9 protein-coding genes are annotated in these 18,634 nt (G+C 71.4%); all 9 read right to left on the bottom strand.

Going from position 1 to position 18,634, the window contains the following annotated elements; genetic code table 11:
• Positions 1 to 7,419, bottom strand: a 7,419-nt coding sequence (locus tag IM787_RS16980) for a cadherin-like domain-containing protein (protein WP_193677852.1), incomplete at its 3' end; no start/stop codon positions are given.
• A gap of 14 nt (positions 7,420 to 7,433) precedes the next feature.
• Positions 7,434 to 8,366 (bottom strand): efflux RND transporter periplasmic adaptor subunit, encoded by a 933-nt coding sequence (locus IM787_RS16975; RefSeq protein WP_193677851.1) that lies wholly within the window; start codon positions 8,364 to 8,366, stop codon positions 7,434 to 7,436.
• The gene (locus IM787_RS16970; protein WP_193677850.1) at positions 8,363 to 10,297 is read right to left on the bottom strand and encodes a preprotein translocase subunit SecA; all 1,935 of its coding nucleotides are present in this window, start codon (positions 10,295 to 10,297) and stop codon (positions 8,363 to 8,365) included. The genes IM787_RS16975 and IM787_RS16970 overlap by 4 nt, the downstream gene beginning before the upstream one ends.
• Positions 10,294 to 12,444, bottom strand: coding sequence for a PqqD family peptide modification chaperone (locus IM787_RS16965; RefSeq protein WP_193677849.1), 2,151 nt, complete (start codon positions 12,442 to 12,444; stop codon positions 10,294 to 10,296). Before IM787_RS16965 ends, IM787_RS16970 begins: the two co-directional genes overlap by 4 nt.
• Positions 12,441 to 13,826 (bottom strand): efflux RND transporter periplasmic adaptor subunit, encoded by a 1,386-nt coding sequence (locus tag IM787_RS16960; RefSeq protein WP_193677848.1) that lies wholly within the window; start codon positions 13,824 to 13,826, stop codon positions 12,441 to 12,443. Before IM787_RS16960 ends, IM787_RS16965 begins: the two co-directional genes overlap by 4 nt.
• An 83-nt stretch (positions 13,827 to 13,909) precedes the next feature.
• Positions 13,910 to 14,401: a VOC family protein gene (locus IM787_RS16955; protein ID WP_193677847.1), complete on the bottom strand. Its 492-nt coding sequence runs from the start codon at positions 14,399 to 14,401 to the stop codon at positions 13,910 to 13,912.
• Positions 14,398 to 16,443 (bottom strand): acetyl-CoA carboxylase biotin carboxylase subunit, encoded by a 2,046-nt coding sequence (locus tag IM787_RS16950; protein WP_193677846.1) that lies wholly within the window; start codon positions 16,441 to 16,443, stop codon positions 14,398 to 14,400. Before IM787_RS16950 ends, IM787_RS16955 begins: the two co-directional genes overlap by 4 nt.
• 11 nt (positions 16,444 to 16,454) lie before the next feature.
• Positions 16,455 to 17,075: a glutathione S-transferase family protein gene (locus IM787_RS16945; RefSeq protein ID WP_193677845.1), complete on the bottom strand. Its 621-nt coding sequence runs from the start codon at positions 17,073 to 17,075 to the stop codon at positions 16,455 to 16,457.
• Positions 17,076 to 17,087: 12 nt separating this feature from the next.
• Positions 17,088 to 18,620, bottom strand: a complete 1,533-nt coding sequence (locus tag IM787_RS16940; protein ID WP_193677844.1) for an acyl-CoA carboxylase subunit beta — start codon at positions 18,618 to 18,620, stop codon at positions 17,088 to 17,090.
• Positions 18,621 to 18,634: the final 14 nt, after the last annotated feature.

Genomic DNA, 18,634 nt, shown 5'->3' with positions numbered 1-18,634 from the left:
GGGGGCCGCGGGCGCGGCCGCCGGTGCCGGCGCGGGTGCAGGACCGGGCGCGGGCGCTTCGGCGGTCGGCGCGGGGGCCGGCGCGGGCGGCGGCGGCGCGGGAGGTGGCGCTTCCGGTTCGTCGTAGACGGCGACGGAAAGGAGCTGCCGATCTTGCAGCGCCCCATCGCTGGCCTCGACGATCACCTCGTAGATGTTGTCGCGGCCGCCGTCGGCGGCATTCTCGAAGTCCGGCGCCTGGACGAACGCCAGCGCGCCGGTGGCCGGATCGATCGTGAAGAGGCTCGCATCGGCGCCGCCGACGATGCTGTACACGAGGGACGGCGTGGTGCCGTCGACGTCGGTCGCGGCGACGACCCCGACCTGCACCGCGCCTTCGCCGATCGCGGCGCTGGCTGTCGCCCCACCGCCGCCACTTGCGATCACCGGTGCGTCGTTGACCGAAGCGACCCGGACCGTTGCCGTGGCGGCCACGCTGGTGGAGTTGCCGTCGGTCACCGTGTACTGGAAGGCGGCGTTGCCGTGGAAGTCCGCGTCCGGCCGGAAGGTGACGGTGCCGTCCGCGTTGAGCGTCACCGTGCCGCCGCTCACGGCCGCGACGGACGCGATGGACAGCGTGGCGCTGTCGGGATCGCCATCGTTGCCCAGCAACTGGGCCGCGGTGTGGGTGATGCCGGTGTCCTCGGTCGCGTCCAGGACGTCGTCCCGCGCGGTCGGCGTGTCGTCCACCGCGGCGACGTGGACGGTCACCGTGACGGGCGCGGAAACGGCGTTGCCATCGGTGACCGTGTAGGTGAAGGTGGCGGTGCCGTGGAACTCCGGGTCCGGCGTGAACGTGACCGTGCCGTCGGCGTGGAGCACCGCCGTGCCACCGGGCCCGCTGGTGACGTTGGCGATCGCGAGGGTGCCGCCGTCCACGTCGGTGTCGTTGCCGGCCAGGTCGCCGAGGACCAGCGGCGCGTCCTCCGGGGTTGCGCGGGTGTCTGCCTGCGCCACGGGCGCGTCGTTCACGGGCAGAAGGTCCAGCGTCGCCGAGCCGGCGGTGGTCGCGGCGCCGTCGGTGACGGTGTAGGTGAAGGTCACCGCGCCGTCGTCGTCGGCCGCCGCCGTGAAGGTCCAGGTCCCGTCGCCGTTGTCCACGAGGGTGCCGCTGCTGGACGCCAGGGTCGAGGCCGTGAGGGGAGCCCCTTCCGCGTCGGCGGCGTTGCCCAGCAGGTCCGCCTGCGTGATCAGGCGGCTGCCGTCTTCCGCGAGAGGCGCCAGGACGACGGGCGCCGTCGTGGGTGCATCGTTGACGGGATCCAGTTCCAGGCTGGCCGTGCCGAGGATCGTGGCCGCCCCGTCGCCGATCAGGTACGTGAAGGTGACGGCCGTGTCGTCGTCGGCCGCGGGCAGGTAGCTCCAGAGCCCGCCGCCAAGATCCGTGAGCGTTCCGCTGCTGGCGGCGAGGTTGCTCACGACGAGCGTCCCGCCGTCGGCGTCGCTGGCCTGCGCGAGCAGCTCCGCCTCGGTGATCAGGCGGGTGCCGTCCTCCGCGAGGACGCCCAGGTCCACGTTCGAAGTGGCAGGTGCATCGTTGACCGGTGCGAGATCGATGCTCGCCGTCCCCGCGACCGTGATGGCGCCGTCGCTGATGTCGTACGTGAACGTGACCGCGGTGTCGTCGTCCGTCGCCGGCGTGAAAGTCCACGTGCCGTCGCCATTGTCCGTCAGCGTGCCGCTGCTGGCGACCAGATTCGTCGCGGTCAGCGCATCGCCGTCGACGTCGGTGGAGCCGGCCAGCAGGTCGGCCTGCGTGATGACGCGTGTTCCGTCCTCGGCAAGCGGCGCCAGGACCACGGGGAAAGCGGTCGGTGCGTCGTTGACGGGCGTCAGGTCGAGGCTGGCCGTTCCGGCAACCGTGGCCGTGCCGTCGCTGATTTCGAACGTGAACGTGACGTCCGTGTCGTCGTCCGCGGCCGGCGTGAAGGTCCACGTGCCATTGCCGTTGTCCACCAGCGTGCCGCTGCTGGCGACCAGGTTCGTGGCGGCCAGCACATCGCCTTCCACGTCGCCGGCTCCGGCCAGCAGGTCTGCCTGCGTGATCACGCGCGTGCCGTCCTCGGCGAGCGGCGACAGGACCACCGGCGAGACCGTGGGGGCGTCGTTCACCGGCGTGAGGTCCAGGCTGGCGGTCCCGACGACGCTGGTCGTGCCGTCGCTGATGGCATACGTGAACGTGACGACGCTGTCGTCATCCCCTGCCGGCGTGAACGTCCAGGTGCCGTCGCCGTTATCGGTCAGCGTGCCGCTGCTCGCGACCAGGTTGGTGGCCGTCAGACCGTCGCCGTCGACGTCGCTCGCGCCCGCCAGCAGGTCGGCTTGCGTGATCACGCGTGTCCCGTCCTCGGCAAGCGGCGCCACCACCACGGGGGAGGCGGTCGGAGCGTCGTTCACGGGCGTCAGGTCGAGGCTGACCGATCCGGCAACCGTGGCCGTGCCGTCGCTGATGTCGTACGTGAACGTGACGGCGGTGTCGTCGTCCGCCGCCGGCGTGAAGGTCCACGTGCCATTGCCGTTGTCCACCAGCGTGCCGCTGCTGGCGACCAGGTTCGCGGCCGTCAGCGGATCGCCGTCGACGTCGCTCGCCGCGGCGAGGAGATCGGCCTGCGTGATCAGCCGCGTGCCATCTTCGGCAAGTGGCGCCAGGACCACCGGCGAAGCGGTCGGTGCGTCGTTGACGGGCGTTAGGTCGAGGCTGGCCGTTCCGGCAATCGTGGCCGCGCCGTCGTTGATGCCGTACGTGAACGTGACCGCGGTGTCGTCGTCCGTCGCCGGCGTGAAAGTCCACGTGCCGTCCCCGTTGTCGGTCAGCGCGCCGCTGCTCGCGACCAGGTTCACCGCCGTCAGCGGATCGCCGTCGATGTCGCTCGCGCCTGTCAGCAAGTCGGCTTGCGTGATGACGCGTGTCCCGTCCTCGGCAAGTGGCGCCAGGACCACAGGCGAAGCGGTCGGAGCGTCGTTCACGGGCGTCAAGTCGAGGCTGGCCGTTCCGGCAACCGTGGCCGTGCCGTCGCTGATGTCGTACGTGAACGTGACGGCGGTGTCGTCGTCCGCCGCCGGCGTGAAGGTCCACGTGCCGTCGCCGTTGTCCACCAGCGTGCCGCTGCTGGCGACCAGGTTCGTGGCGGCCAGCACATCGCCTTCCACGTCGCCGGCTCCGGCCAGCAGGTCGGCTTGCGTGATCACGCGCGTGCCGTCTTCGGCAAGCGGTGACAGGGTCACGGGCGAAGCGGTCGGGGCGTCGTTCACTGGCGTGAGGTCCATGCTGGCGGTCCCGGCGACGCTCGCCGTGCCGTCGCTGATGGCATACGTGAACGTGACGGCGCTGTCGTCATCCCCTGCCGGCGTGAACGTCCAGGTGCCGTCGCCGTTATCGGTCAGCGTGCCGCTGCTGGCGACCAGGTTGGTGGCCGTCAGACCGTCGCCGTCGACGTCACTCGCGCCGGCCAGCAGATCGGCTTGCGTGATCACGCGTGTCCCGTCCTCGGCGAGCGGCGCCAGGGCCACGGGGAAAGCGGTCGGCTCGTCGTTGATGCGCGTGAACGTCACCGTGGCCGCCAGGGTGTTGCCGGTCGCAAGGCCATCGCTCACGGTCACATCGAAGGCGGGCGCGGCTTCGCCGCCATCGTGGACGAAGCGCACCTGGCCGGCGGCGAGCTGCGCGGTGGTGAAGGTGGTGGCGCCATTCCAGTCGCTGCCGTCGAAGACCTGGAAGCTGCCGCCGGTGACGGCCGACACCGCATACGTGAAGCTCGTGCTGTCCGGGTCGGAGACGCCGAAGTCGGCCTGCGCCAGGACGACCGTGCCGCCTTCCGTGGCCGCCAGCTGCGCCGACGTGAGCACCGGCGCGTCGTCGACGGGCGTGAAGCTCACGGCGCCCGCCAGCGTGTTGCCGGCGACGGAGCCGTCGTGCACGGTGACAGAGAAGGCCGGCGCCGCCTCCCCCCCGTCATGCACGAACCGCACCTGGGCCGCGGCCAGCTGCGCGGTGGTGAAGGCGGACGCGACGTTCCAGGTGGTGCCATCGAACACCTGGAAGCTGCCGTGGGTCACGCCGGACACCATGAACGTGAAGCTGGTGTCGTCCGGGTCGGTGACGCCGAAGTCGGCGAGCGTCACGGGCACCGTGCCGCCCTCGGCCACGGCCAGCTGCGCCGAGGTGAGCACCGGCGCGTCGTTGGCCGGCGTGAAGGTCACGGTCCCCGCCAGCGTGTTGCTGTCGACGGTGCCGTCGTTCACCGTGAGCGCGAAGGCCGGCGCCGTTTCGCCGCCATCGTGCACGAACCGCACCTGGTTGGCCGCCAGCTGCCCGGACGTGAAGGTCGAGGCGGCGTTCCAGGTGGTGCCATCGAACACCTGGAAGCTCCCGTGGGTCACGCCGGACACCGTGTACGTGAAGCTGGTGTTGTCCGGGTCGGTGACCCCGAAGTGCGCGGCGCTGACCGGCACCGTCCCGCCTTCACCGACGGTCAGCTGCGCCGACGTGACGACGGGTGCATCGTTGCGGGCATCGACCTGCAGGGTCGCGCCGGCCGCCGACAGCGCCAGGCCGTCGCTCACCTGGTAGGTGAAGGAGACCGTCCCGCTGAAGTCCGCCGGCGGCGTATACGTCCACGTGCCGTCCTGGTTGTCCACGAGGGTGCCGCCGCTGGCGGTCGCCAGGTTCACGATGGTCAGCGTGTCCGCCGGCAGGTCGGCGTCGGTCGTCGTCGCGAGCAACTGCGCCGTCGTGATGACGACCGCGGTGTCTTCCGGTGTCGCCGGCAGGGTCACCGGCCCCGACACCACCGGCGGCACGTTCACCGGGGTGACCGTGATCGTCACGGTGCCGGTCGAAGTGGTGGAACCGTCGCTCACGGTGTACGTGAAGGTCGCGGTGCCGTGGAAGCCCGGTGTCGGCGTGAACTGGACCGCGCCGCCCGCATTGAGCGAAACGGTTCCACCGACACCCGGCGTGACCGCGACGATCTCCAGCGCGTCGCCGTCCGGGTCGGAATCGTTGTCGAGCAGCGAGTTGTTGCCGTTCGGCGGGAACGTCGCCTGCTGGCCCTCGGCAATGGTGCGCGTGTCGTCGACGGCGGTGGGCGCCGCATTGGGCAGCATGTTGGTGAAGCCCGCGACGAGGCCGTCCACCCCGGCCGGCGCCGCGTCGTAAGGCGCGCCCTCGCTGAACCCGGCTTCGATCGTGCTGCCCACCACGTACACCGAGCGTCCGTGCACCGCGATCCCGCCGGGCGTGACCTCCTTGCCGTAGAAGGTGCCGTACTCCAGGTCGGCGCTCCCGTTCCCGGCGGGCCGCAGCATCATCACGAACAGGTTGCGGCTCTGGTGGTTGCCCTCGTGCGCGTCCGGCGTGGTGGGGAAGTTGCTGTCGTTGGTCTGGCCGACCAGCACCACCCGGCCGCGCCCGTACGCCACGTCCGCGATGCGGTCGCCGTTCTTGTCACCGACCAGGGTGGAATACAGCAACCCGTTGCCCACGCCCGCGACGTCGGTGTCATACGCACGCAGGTAGCCGATCGTGTCGTTGTTGTTGGCGTTCGAAGTGACCTGGTATGCGCCGGCCGTCGTGGCGAGGTTGCCGGAATTGCGGTACTTCGTGTCGCCCACCACGTAAGCGGTGCCGCTGCCGTCGATGGCCACGGCGGTGGCCGTGTCGTGGTCGGAGCCGCCGATGAAGGTCGAGTAGACGTGGTTCCCGCTGCCGTCCAGCCGGACGAGGAAGCCGTCGGCGCTGCCGTTCTGGACGTTGTCGTGGCCCGTGATGGTCACGGTGTCGGCGTTCAGCGCCAATGCGCTGGAGCCCGTGTCGCCCACGACGTACGCCTCACCCGCCGCGGTGACGGCCAGTCCCGATGCACCATCGTCGCCCGTTCCTCCGATCAGGCTCGTGTAGACCTGCGCACCGCTCGATGTGTACTTGGTGACGAAGGCATTGTCGGAGCCGGTGAGGAGTCCGGACAGGACCGGAAGGCCGAGCCCGGCGGACGCGGCGGTGCCGGCCGCGTAGACGTTGCCCGCCGCGTCGAAGGCCACCGCGCTCCCGGCGTCCGCCGTGCCGTTGCCCCCGAAATAAGTGCTGAAGACCAGTCCGCCGGTCGGGTTCAGTTTCAGAACGAAAGCGTCCTGGGCGGTCGACAGCAGTGGGTCGGCGAGGTCGCCGTCGGCAGCGGCCGCGGTAGGGAAGTTCGCCGACCGGGTCCAGCCGGTCACCGCCACGTTGCCGTTCGCATCCACGGCGATCGCGTTCGCACGCTCGTCCCCGGTCCCGCCGATGCGCGTGGACCAGATCATCTGCGACAGGTCGCTCGAGAACTTCGCCACGAACACGTCGCCGTCGCCGCGCGGCCCATTCCCCGGCAACTCGTTCGCGTCGGGATTCGGGCCGGCCGGGAAGCTGCCGCTCGTGGTCCGGCCCGTGATGTAGACGAACCCGTCGGCGCCGACCGCCACGTCGGTTGCGGTGTCGTTGGAGCTGCCGCCGAAGTAGCTGGCGTAGTCCAGCACCGGATCGATCACGAGCTCGCGGCTGCGGTCGTAGGCGCCGAGGACGAAGCCGACGCTGCCGTCCGCCGCCACCTCGTACCGGCTCGCCACGGCCTCCAGGCCGCCGTCCGCGGCCCGCTGGTAGCTCACGGGTGCCTGGAAGCGCAGCGCGGTGTCGGTGCCCGCCACCGCCAGCACCAGGTCGCCGTCGGCGGCGATGCTCGCGCCGTCGACGCCTTCGAACCGCAGGCGGATCTGGCCGGCATCCGCCGCGGCGGCGACGATGAAGTCGTATTCCAGCTGGCGCTGGTTGCCGTAGTAGCGCACGTCGACGCCTTCGTACACGCCGCGGTAGACGACGGCCCCGTGGTTGGCCAGGCCGGTGGCCCACTTCGACGCATCGCTGCCGACGATGACGTTGCTCCGCGTGGCGAGCAGCCCCTCGCCTTCGCCCTGCACGTCCTCGCGTGCACCCACGAGGTCCAGTTGCACGGTGCGTTGCCCGGCCTCGGTCGCGAGGGTCAGGGAGGCGTTGCCGCCATGGAGCGCGATGCCGTAGCCGCCGCCATGCGCCACGAAATCGATGCCCGCCGGCGCCTGGCCCTGGTTGGCCTCGAAACTCATGGGCAGCGCCGCGTAGGTGGCGGCGAAGGTCGAGGCCGTGGCCGGAGAGGCGGAGACCGTCGCGGCGGACGGCGCGGTGATGACGCCGGCCGTGGCGTACTCGCCGCCTTCCGACAGCGTACGGATGTCGGGCGCCGGTGCCGCGTCCGCGCCGAGCATCAGCCCGCCCGTGAGGTCCGCCGAATACAGCAGCCGCGGCTCCATGGCCTCCGCCACGGGCCGCGCGCGTGCGGGCACCCTGCGGCGAAAGCGGGAGAGCCAGCGCATGCGGCCTGCTCCGCTCAGGCCCGCGGACGGGCGGGACGGACCAGCGTGGGGTCCATCTGCAGCCGCAGGGCCGGTTCCCCCTTCGCGGGCACCGTGCTGGCGGGCGTGGCCGATGCCGGGCGCGGCGCGGCCGGGCGGCCGGCCGGGGCCGGCAAGCCCAGGTCCGCCTTGCAGCGCAGGCCGGCGGGCAGTGCGTGGTCCGCATTCGGCAGTTCCATGCGCACGCGGAAGGTGTTGCTGGCGCCGTCGATCAGCCGGTCGACCAGGGTCACGGTGGCCATGCGGGGCTGCGCCGAGGGGAAGTCGGGCGTCACGGCCAGCTGCATGCCCTTGCGGATGCTGGGGTACATGGCCGAGGGCAGCACCACTTCCACCCGCAACGGGTCGACCACGGCGATGCGGTAGATCGGCTTCTCCTCGACGCGCTCCCCCGTGGACAGGTAGCGTTCGACCACCACGCCGCTGATCGGGCTGCGGATGGTGCGCAGGCCCAGCTGCGCCTGCGCGAGCTCGTGTTCGCGGGCGAAGACGTTGCGCTGCTCGCGTGCCTGCGCCAGCCGGTTCTCGGCCACCATCGCCTCGGCCCGCGCCTGTTCCAGCGCCTGGCTGGAGATGAATTGCTGGTTCGCCAGGTCGGCGGCGCGCGCGAGCTTCTGGCGCGCGAGTTCGGCATTGGCTTCCGCCGCCTTGAGCTCGCCCACGGCCTGCGCCTTGCTCGAAGCCACCGCCACCGACTGGCGCTCGACCTCGGACCGCAGGGTGGCCAGGACCTGGCCCGCCGCCACGCGGTCGCCCCGTTCCACGAGGGTGGAGCCGATCACGCCGATCACGGGACTGCCCACGTCGGAGACGCGGAACGGCTCGATCAGGCAGCCCAGCGCCTGGGCGGCCACCGCGGCCGGGCCGAGGAAGGATCCCGCCAGGACCCAACGTCCGTACTTTTTCATTGCTGCACCTGCCGGCTGAACGTGAGTTCGCGTGCTTGCGACTCCGCCACAAGGCTGAGTTTCACACGCTGGTAACGAAGGGTAAAGGACTCTCGCCTCTGCGCCAGCGAAAGCGTGATCTTTGTCCCCGCCGAACCCGGGGCGGACCGGGCACGCCAGCGCAGCCACCAGGATGGCCACCATCGCTGCAGCAAGGGGAAGTCGGCGGCCACCATGCGGTGGACGGACCCGGGCTGGCCCTGGCGACCCGCCCGCCCCAGGAATTGCCGGTCGATGCGCGCCGAAGCGTTCAGCTGGCAGAGGATGACGTGCAGGCCGCCCTGCGCCAGCACGTCGGGTGCCACGGGAATGTCGGTTCCGCGTCCCGCCATGCTGGTGGCCACGGTGATGCAGCCCGGCTGGCCGGCCTGGGCCACCAGCTCGCTCTCCTCCCGGTCCTGCCGTGCGTTCAGCACGCGGTGCGGCAATCCGGCCCCGTGGAGGAGCCGGGACAGCGCCTCGGACTGCGCCACGGTCTCGGTGCCCACCAGCACCGCCCGCCCCCTGGCGGATTCGGTCCGTGCCTCTTCGACGACGGCCTGCCACAGGCGCGTGCTGTCCTCGAACAGGTGCACGGGCCGCTCCGACACCTGCCATGGGGCGCGGCGCGGCACGACGAAGACTTCCAGGCCGTAGACCTGCCGCAGCTCACCCCTCGCTTCGGCAAGCGTTCCGCTGGCGCCCGACAGTCGCAGGTAGCGCGGGAAGAAGCGCTGGAACGTCGTCTGGCTGCGCGTGGCGTTGCGTTGCGACGGAGCCACTCCCTCCTTCCACTCCACCAGCTGGTGCAGCCCCGACGCCCAGGCGCGGCCGGCGGCGGCGCGGCCCGTCGTCTCGTCGACCAGCATCACTTCGCCGTCGCGCACGACGTAGTCATGGTCCCGCCGCAGCACGTGCAGCGCCACCAGGGCCATTTCCACCGCTGCTTCGCGGTGGGCGCGGTGTCCCAGCAGGGGGTGGTCCGCGGGAGGCCAGGCGGCAAGCTTCGCGCGGCCCGAGGCCGTCAGCGCGAAGCTGCGGCCGTCGGCGCGGCGCCCGAAATCGTCGTCCTGCGCCAGCCGCCGCGCCGCGGCCAGCGCGTCCCGGTAGAAGGCGGCTTCTCCCGCCGAACCCTCCGCCTGCGCCAGCACCAGGGGAACCCTTGCCTCGTCGATGAGCACGGTGTCGGCCTCGTCCAGGATCGCCATGCAGAGCCCGCGCAGCACCGGCGCGGGCGGTGCGCCGGCCCCGGACAGGCGCAGCGCGCGCTGCTCCAGCGGCGACAGGTCCGCCGCGCGCAAGCTTCCGTCGCGCAGGTGGTCGAACGCCAGCTCCTTCGCGGTGCAGTACGTGACGTCGGCGCCGTACGCCTCGCGCCGCCGCTGGGCGTCCATCGGCTGCACCACGCAGTCCACGCGCAGGCCCAGCCGTTCGTAGAACGGCCGCAGGCGTGCGGCATCGCGCTGGGCCAGGTAGTCGTTGGCCGTGACCACGTGGACGGGCGTCCGCGCGAGCGCCGCCACGGCCGCGGCGATCGCGATCGCCGCGGTCTTGCCCTCCCCGGTTGCCATCTCGGCCAGCCGGTCGTCCAGCAGCACGCGCGCGGCCAGCAGCTGCTGGCGGTGCGGCGGGTGGCCACCGGCCAGCGCCAGGGCGCTGGCGGCCAGCAGCACCGCCTGCCGCAGCCAGTCCTCGCCACCGGCCGGCTGATCCCGCACGGCCTGCAGCGCGCGCGCGAAATCCTCTTGCGCCACGAGCGGGGCCGCGGCCACGTCATCGGCGAAACGCCGCAGCGCGGAGGTGCCGGTGGAGAGCGCGCGCCGGTGGTTGCGCGCCGTCGGCACGCGCTCGGGATGGCTGCCCCACACCACGCCGGGCGCAGGCCACCGGGCGGCCGGTCCGCGCCGGTTCATGCCTGGCCGGTGGGACTGAACTGGCGCACCAGCAACTGCCGCAGCACGCGCAGCACCTGCAGTCCCAGCGGCTCGCTCGCGAGCTCCAGCTTGACCCAGGCCCGGCCACCGATGTGGTCCACGGGCAGGCCGGGCACGTCCACGTCGACCAGGAACACGGGCAGTTGCGTGCGCACGCCCGTGGTGTCCGCCGGGTCGACGGCCACCGGGCCGCCGTGCCGGTCGCCGAGCGCCGCGCTCGGCAGCTCGCGCGTGGCCGCCGGGGTCTCGTTGCGCAGGTTGCCGGTGTGCACCCGGCCGGGCTGCCCGGCCAGCCGCACCTCGATGCCCTGGAGGTGGCCGCGCACGCGCAGCAGGTCTTCGTCGCGCAACACGGCGCGCACCTGCGCCGCCTCCGGTCCCAGCACGTAACCCAGCATCGCGCCGCGCGCGGCATAGCTGCCGGCGAGGTCCTGTTCCCGCGGCAGGACCGCACGGCCGGCGCTGTGCGCACGGACGTCGAGGTCGGCGAGCTGCTGTTCGGCCCGCTGGCGCTCCGCTTCGTTGCGCGCGATCTGTTCGTTGATGTCGCCGGCCCGGGCGGGGTCGTGCAGCAGCGCCTGGTATTGCTGCGCCATGAGGCCGGTGCGCTCGCCGAGGGCCTTCTCATGCTGCGCGAGCAGCACCGGGTCGAGCATCTTCACCACCACGTCGCCCGCCTGCACGGGGGTGCCGTCCCGCACCACCGCGGACTCGACGAAGCCGGCGGCCTGGGGCCGCAGGAGTGCGCGCTCGGGTGGCCAGACGACGCCGCGCGCCACCACGCTGGAAGGCGCCGGCACAACGAAGAGGAGGACCAGCACGCCGGCAGCAAGGACTGCCGCGGTGCCCAGCGCCCGCCGGCGTGCCGGCAGGTCCGGCGCCTGGGCCGCGCTGCGCAGCAGGCCCCGCACGGCCGTGGTGGCCAGCCATCCCGCCAGGCCCAGGGCGACCAGCCATCCCAGCAGCCAGGATTGGTGCCCGACCCAGAACACCAGCGCCACCAGGAGGCCGGCGCGATAGAGCCAGGAGGCAGGCGCGTAGAACGCCAGCCACTTGGTTTCGCCGGCCGCGATCGCGCTCGCCGGCAAAGCCTCTTCGCCGGCCACCAGCCGGCGCCACTGCGCGCCCCACCACGCCTGGCTGCGCGTGGCCAGATTCGGCAGCTGCAGCAGGTCGCAGAGCAGGTGGTAGCCGTCCAGCCGCAGCAGGGGGTTGGCGTTGAACAGCACCGTGGACACCGAGCAGATCAGCACCACGACCAGTGCGAAGTCGCGCAGGAGCCCGGGGCTGAACGCGAGCCATGCGGCCATGGCGAGGGCCGCGAGGGCCAGTTCGACCATGATGCCGGCGGCGCTCACCGCGGCGCGCCGGCGTGCCGTGGCGAAGGCATTGGCCGCGCTCGCATCCACGTACGGCGCCGGCGTCAGCAGGAGCAGCGAGACGCCGAACTCGCGCACCTCGCCGCCGAAGCGGCGCACCGCCATCCCGTGGCCCAGCTCGTGCAGCGCCTTCACCAGCGGGTACGCCAGCCAGGCGAGCGCATAGCTCGACGGCGTGGCGAGCAGGCGGAGCGCGTCGGCCCGCAGCGCCGGGTACTCGCTCGCCGCCGCCAGCAGGCCCATGCCGACGGCGAGCAGCCACAGCAGGAACACCGGCCAGCGCCACAGCGCGGATGCGATCGGCGCGAGGCGGTCCAGCAGGCGCGTGGGATCGAACAGGCGCGTGCGCAGCACCAGCGGGTTGACGAAGGCGCGGCGCCGGCGGTCCTGGTCTTCGCCGCGGCGCGCGAACAGCAGCGACAGGTGCGGTGCGGCGTCGAACTGCAGCATGCCGGCGCGGAACAGCTGCGCGAGCAGGCGCAGGATGTCGTCCTGCGTAGGTGCATCGTCGCCGCCTTGCGCCAGCAGGCGGTCCCACAGCGCCCCCACCGTGGCCTGGCCGTCGCAGCGGCCGACGAAAGCGTAGGCCGCCGGGTTCAGCCGCACCTGCCGGCCGGAGCCGGGCTCCACGAGCACGTGCCAGAGCTGGTCGCGCACGCGCTGGCGCACGATGCGCAGGCCGCCGGCCAGGCTGGGCTTGAGCGGCGCGACCCGGTACCAGGAGCCGCTGACCAGCGGTGGGGTCATGGGGCGATGGTCCACAGCGCGAGCCGCAGCCAGTCGACCGCGCGGTGGAACAGCAGCCAGGCCAGCGACCGGCGGCCCACCTCGATCTTCGCGACGCCGGTCAGGCCCGGGCGCAAGTCCGCCTGCTGCACCTCGGGCGTGGCCTCCACTTCGAAGTAGTTGCGCCCGTCGGCGGCCGTTGCCACCGGCACGATGCGCCGCGTGGTGAAGCGCAACGGCTCGTCGGGGCGCGCCGCGAGAGCCAGCTGGCCCTTCTGCCCGGCGCGCACCGCGCCGACGTCGCTCTCGTCGACTTCGACGATCAGCCGGAAGCTGTCGCTCGGCGCCAGCAGCATCAGCGTCTCGCCCTTCTGCACCGGCGCGCCCAGGTTCTGCGTCAGGTCTCCCTTGATGACGATGCCGTCGAACGGGGCGACCAGCCGGCTGCGCTCCAGCTGCGTCTCCGCCAGCGTCAGCAGCGCCTGCGCCTCGGCCGCGCGCGACTGGCTGATGACCATCTGCGTGCGGTCGTTGCGGGCGAGCGCGGCGCGATAGCCGTTCTCGTGCTGGCGCAGTTCGCTTTCGCGGCGCGCGCGCTCCAGTTCGAGATCCTGCGAGGACAGCTGCGCCAGCACCTGCCCCGCCGTGACGCGGTCGCCCGGACGCACGTGGGTCTGCTGCAGGAAGCCGTCGGCGGCGGCCACCACCGCGCGCTGCACCGAGCCTTCGAGGCGCGCCGGCGCGCTCACGCGCCAGGGCAGCGGCACCGCCATCGCGATCGCCAGCGCCAGCAGCCCGCCCGCCCACGCCATGCGGCGGCGACCGGGTGCCGCAAGGTTCTCGCGAATGCGGTCCCGCATGCGGCGGTGCCACGGCGTCTCGTTCAGGCGCTTGAGTTCCAGCACGGGCCCGGCGAAGCTGCAGACGTCCTCGCAGAGCGCGATCTCGGTCGCCAGGAAGCGCGGCTGGGCATCGCGCTCCAGCGTCACCGCGCCCACCACTTCGGTCCCGGAGACGATCGGTACGCTGCAGGCCTGGCCGGCGCCAGCCAGCTGCCGCTGCGCCAGGCTGACGGGCGGGTGGGGCAGCAATGCGGGCCAGGCGACGCTCAGGCGTTGGTCGATGGACTCGTGCATCGCGGCGCCCAGGGCCGCGGCCGCCGCGTGCCGGGAATCGATCTCGCCGGCCTGCGAGCTGCCGGCGATGCGCATGCGCTCGCCCTCCAGCAGGCCCACGCTCACGCGCCGGCAGTGCAGCAGTTCCGCCAGTTCGGCCGCGAGGGCGGTGGCCGCTTCCTCCAGCCGCGGGCGCGCCAGCACCGCGGCCTGGCAGCGCAGGACGGCATCCTGCGCCGGCAGGCCGGCGGCGGCGCTCGCGACGAGCTGGGGCGGTGCTTTGTCCATGGCTGGGCTGGCATTGTCCCCCGCGCCGCCTCGGCCACGGAAGGGGATCGGCCCTGACGCGGGCCGCCTGTGGCGCCCAGCCGTCAGCCGGTGGTTGCCAGCGCGGAAAAGGCCCGGATCACTTCCGGCGGCGCCTGCACCAGCTCGATCAGCACGCCCTCGCCCGCCACCGGGAAGTCGTCGCTGGACTTCGGGTGGATGAAGCAGATGTCAAAGCCGGCGGCGCCGCGGCGGATGCCGCCCGGCGCGAAGCGCACACCCTGCGCGGTGAGCCATTCCACGGCGCCCGGCAGGTCGTCCACCCACAGGCCGACGTGGTTCAGCGGGGTCGTGTGCACCGCCGGCTTCTTCTCCGGGTCCAGCGGCTGCATCAGGTCCACTTCGACCTTCAGCGGCCCGCTGCCCAGCGCGCAGATGTCCTCGTCGACGTTCTCGCGGTCGCTGCGGTAGGTGCCGGTCACTTCCAGGCCGAACATGTCGACCCAGAGCTTGTGCAGCCGCAGCTTGTCGGGACCGCCGACGGCGATCTGCTGGATGCCCAGCACCTTGAAGGGACGCGGGACGGCTGCGGTCATTTCTCGAACTCCACGATCGGCTGGTCCACCGCGAGCGATTCGCCCCTGGCCGCCAGCACCTTGCCGACCACGCCGTCCGCCGCCGCGAACAGCACGTTCTCCATCTTCATCGCCTCGATCACGGCGATGCGCTCGCCGGCCTGCACGCGCTGGCCCGGCTGCACCGCGACGTCGACCAGCAGGCCCGGCATCGGCGACAGCAGGAAGCGGCTCAGGTCCGGCGGCGCCTTGAAGGGCATCAGCGCATGGAGCTCGGCCGAGCGCGGGGTGAGCACCATCGCGTCCAGCCGCGTGCCCTGGTGCGCGATGCGCAGCGCCAGCGGGTTCTTGCCCACGCCGCGCTCCACCTGCGCCATGAAGGCCCGGCCGTCGACGGTGCCGCGGATGCGGGCGCCGCCCAGGTGCCAGGAGCTGGCGAGCGTGTAGCGGCGGCCGTTGGTTTCCACCACGCTGGTGCCCGGCTCGGTGTCGCGCACGGTGGCGGGTTGGTACTGGTGCCGGCCGGCGGCATCCAGCTTCACCACCACGAAGTCCTCGCCGACCTTGAACTCGTGGCCGCGCAGCTGTCCGCTGATGCCCGCCGAGCGCTTGAGGGCGCGCCGGTTGGCCCAGGCCGCGAGCGCCACCAGGAAATCGGGATCGTCATGCGGCACGTCCTCGGCCCGGAAGCCGCCGGCATAGTGCTCCGCGATGAAGCCGGTGTTGAAGTCGCCGGCCACGAACTTCGGGTGCGCCAGCAACGCGGCCTGGAACGGCACGTTGCTGGAGATGCCCCGGATCACGAAGCCGTCGAGCGCCTCGCGCATCTTCGCGATCGCGTCGCGGCGGTCGCTGCCGTGCACGATCAGCTTGGCGATCATCGAGTCGTAGTACATGGGGATCTCGCCGCCCTCGCCCACGCCGGTGTCGACCCGCACGCCGTGCAGGTGTTCCGTGTCCGACGCCCACATGCTGGCCTTCGGCGGCTGGAAGCGCACCAGCCGTCCGGTGGACGGCAGGAAACTGCGGAACGGGTCCTCCGCGTTGATCCGGCACTCGATCGCCCAACCCTCGCGCTTCACCTCGGCCTGCGTGAACGGCAGCTTCTCGCCGGCGGCCACGCGGATCATCAGTTCCACCAGGTCCAGGCCGGTGATGCACTCGGTGACCGGGTGCTCCACCTGCAGGCGGGTGTTCATCTCCAGGAAATAGAACGACTGGTCCTTGCCGACCACGAACTCCACCGTGCCGGCACTCTGGTACTGCACGGCCTTCGCCAGCGCCACCGCCTGTTCGCCCATGGCTTTGCGCGTGGCGTCGCTGATGAAGGGCGACGGCGCTTCCTCGATCACCTTTTGGTGCCGGCGCTGGATGGAGCACTCGCGTTCGTTGAGGTAGACCACGTTGCCGTGCGCGTCGCCCAGCACCTGGATCTCGATGTGGCGCGGCTCCTCGACGAACTTCTCGATGAAGACGCGGTCATCGCCGAAGCTGTTGCGCGCCTCGTTGCGGCACGAGCTGAAGCCCTCGAACGCTTCCTTGTCGTCGTAGGCCACGCGCAGGCCCTTGCCACCGCCGCCGGCCGACGCCTTGATCATGACGGGGTAGCCGATGTCCTTGGAGATCTCCACGGCGCGCTCCGCCGAATCGATGGCGTCGTTCCAGCCGGGAATGGTGTTGACGCGGGCTTCCTTCGCCAGCTTCTTGGACGCGATCTTGTCGCCCATCGCCGCGATCGAATGGTGCTTGGGGCCGATGAAGACGAGCCCCTCTTCCTCGACGCGCCTGGCGAACGCCTCGTTCTCCGAGAGGAACCCGTAACCGGGATGGATCGCCTGCGCGCCGGTCTGCTTGCAGGCCGCGATGATGCGGTCGGCCTGCAGGTAGCTCTCGCGCGAAGGCGCGGGGCCGATGTGCACGGCCTCGTCGGCCAGCTGCACGTGGCGGGCATCGCGGTCGGCGTCGGAGTAGACGGCGACGGTGGCAATGCCCATCTTCTTCGCCGTGGCGATCACGCGGCACGCGATCTCACCCCGGTTGGCGATCAGGATCTTGGTGAACATGGACATTGGCGTCACTGGAGACCCAGCTCCTTGCGCATCGCCTGGTTGCGCGCCTCGGCGCGCTGGAAGGCGGGACGGCGGTCCAGCCGCTCGGTATAGGCGGTGAACAGCGGACGCGGCTCGATCTGCTGGAAGCCGATCAGGAAGCGCAGCATGCCGCCGAAGACGACGTCCGCCATCGAGAACTCCTCGCCGAGCAGGAACGGCCCCTTGGCGATGGCGCTCTCGGCCGCCGCGATCATCGCGGCGTAGCTGCCCCAGCCGGCCGAGACCTCCTTCACTTCCCAGCCCGAGGCCTTGGCCATCACGGCGGGCTCGATGACGCCCGGCGTGAAGAAGGACCAGCGCAAGTAGCTGCCGCGCCGCGGGTCGTCCAGTGCCGGCGCCAGCCGTCCGGGGGCGTAGCGGTCGGCGAGGTACAGCGCGATCGCGGCGGCTTCGGTCACGACGACACCGTCGTCGACCAGCGTCGGCATCTTGCCCATGGGGTTGATCGCGAGGTAGTCGGGATGCTTCTGCGCCCCCTTCAGGAGGTCGACCACCTGCAGTTCATAGGGCACGCCGGCTTCTTCCAGCGCCCAGAGCGTGCCGGCCGCGCGGGAGTAAGGGTGGTAATGGAGGGTGAGGGCCATGGGGCTTCCTTCTCAGAGAGGAATGTTCCCGTGCTTGCGCCACGGGTTCTCGAGCTTCTTGTCGCGCAGCATCACCAGCGAGCGGCAGATGCGCTTGCGCGTCTCGTGCGGCAGGATCACGTCGTCGATGAAGCCGCGGGCGCCGGCCACGAAGGGGTTGGCGAAGCGCGCCTTGTACTCGGCTTCGCGGGCCGCCAGCTTGGCCGGGTCGCCCTTGTCCTCGCGGAAGATGATCTCCACGGCGCCCTTGGCGCCCATGACGGCGATCTCGGCGTTCGGCCAGGCGAAGTTGACGTCGCCGCGCAGGTGCTTGGAGCTCATCACGTCGTAGGCGCCGCCGTAGGCCTTGCGAGTGATCACGGTGATCTTGGGCACCGTGCACTCGGCGTACGCGTACAGCAGCTTGGCGCCGTGCTTGATGATGCCGCCGTACTCCTGCGACGTGCCCGGGAGGAAGCCGGGGACGTCGACGAAGGTGACCACCGGGATGTTGAAGGCATCGCAGAACCGCACGAAGCGCGCGGCCTTGATGCTGCTCCTGATGTCCAGGCAGCCCGCCAGCACCATCGGGTTGTTGGCGACGATGCCCACCGTCTGCCCTTCCATGCGGGCGAAGCCGATCACGATGTTCTTCGCATTCTCCGGCTGCAGCTCGAAGAAGTCGCCGTCGTCCACCGTCTTGGTGATCAGCTCCTTCATGTCGTAGGGCTTGTTGGGGTTGTCCGGCACCAGCGTGTCGAGCGAGAAGTCCAGCCGGTCGGCCGGGTCGTTGCTCGGGCGGATGGGGGGCTTCTCCCGGTTGTTCAGCGGCAGGTAGTTGTACAGGCGGCGCAGCATGATCAGCGCCTCGACGTCGTTCTCGAACGCGAGGTCGGCCACGCCGCTGCGCGTGGTGTGGGTGGTGGCGCCGCCCAGTTCCTCCGCCGTCACCTCCTCGTGCGTCACGGTCTTCACCACCTCGGGACCCGTCACGAACATGTACGAGCTGTCCTTCACCATGAAGATGAAGTCGGTCATGGCGGGCGAGTACACGGCGCCGCCGGCGCAGGGGCCCATGATCATGCTGATCTGCGGCACCACGCCCGAAGCCATCACGTTGCGCTGGAACACGTCGGCGTACCCCCCGAGGGACGCCACGCCCTCCTGGATGCGCGCGCCGCCGGAGTCGTTCAGGCCGATCACCGGCGCACCCACCTTCATCGCCTGGTCCATCACCTTGCAGATCTTCTCGGCGTGCGCCTCCGACAGAGCCCCGCCGAAGACGGTGAAGTCCTGGCTGAAGACGAAGACCAGCCGGCCGTTGATCATCCCGTAGCCGGTGACCACGCCGTCGCCGGGGATCTTGGTGTCCTGCATCCCGAAGTCGTGCGAGCGGTGCTCCACGAACATGTCCCATTCCTCGAAGGTGCCTTCGTCGAGCAGCAGTTCCAGCCGCTCGCGCGCGGTCAGCTTGCCCTTGCGGTGCTGCGCCTCGATGCGCTTGGCGCCGCCGCCCTGGCGCGCGGCTTCCCGCTTGCGCTCGAGCTGGTCCAGGATGTCTTGCATGCTTTCTTCTCCTT

The organism is Ramlibacter pallidus (genome assembly GCF_015070875.1).
Lineage (GTDB): Bacteria > Pseudomonadota > Gammaproteobacteria > Burkholderiales > Burkholderiaceae_C > Ramlibacter > Ramlibacter pallidus.
The sequence above is the reverse complement of the archived record's forward strand: the minus strand, read 5'-3'. Positions and strand labels throughout refer to the sequence as shown.

Excerpts from the sequence above, each read along its gene's own strand:
- IM787_RS16940 (WP_193677844.1), bottom strand. The coding sequence starts at position 18,620 with ATGCAAGACATCCTGGACCAGCTCGAGCGCAAGCGGGAAGCCGCGCGC.
- IM787_RS16970 (WP_193677850.1), bottom strand. The coding sequence starts at position 10,297 with ATGAACCGGCGCGGACCGGCCGCCCGGTGGCCTGCGCCCGGCGTGGTG.
- IM787_RS16950 (WP_193677846.1), bottom strand. The coding sequence starts at position 16,443 with ATGTTCACCAAGATCCTGATCGCCAACCGGGGTGAGATCGCGTGCCGC.
- IM787_RS16960 (WP_193677848.1), bottom strand. The coding sequence starts at position 13,826 with ATGGACAAAGCACCGCCCCAGCTCGTCGCGAGCGCCGCCGCCGGCCTG.
- IM787_RS16975 (WP_193677851.1), bottom strand. The coding sequence starts at position 8,366 with ATGAAAAAGTACGGACGTTGGGTCCTGGCGGGATCCTTCCTCGGCCCG.
- IM787_RS16965 (WP_193677849.1), bottom strand. The coding sequence starts at position 12,444 with ATGACCCCACCGCTGGTCAGCGGCTCCTGGTACCGGGTCGCGCCGCTC.
- IM787_RS16955 (WP_193677847.1), bottom strand. The coding sequence starts at position 14,401 with ATGACCGCAGCCGTCCCGCGTCCCTTCAAGGTGCTGGGCATCCAGCAG.
- IM787_RS16945 (WP_193677845.1), bottom strand. The coding sequence starts at position 17,075 with ATGGCCCTCACCCTCCATTACCACCCTTACTCCCGCGCGGCCGGCACG.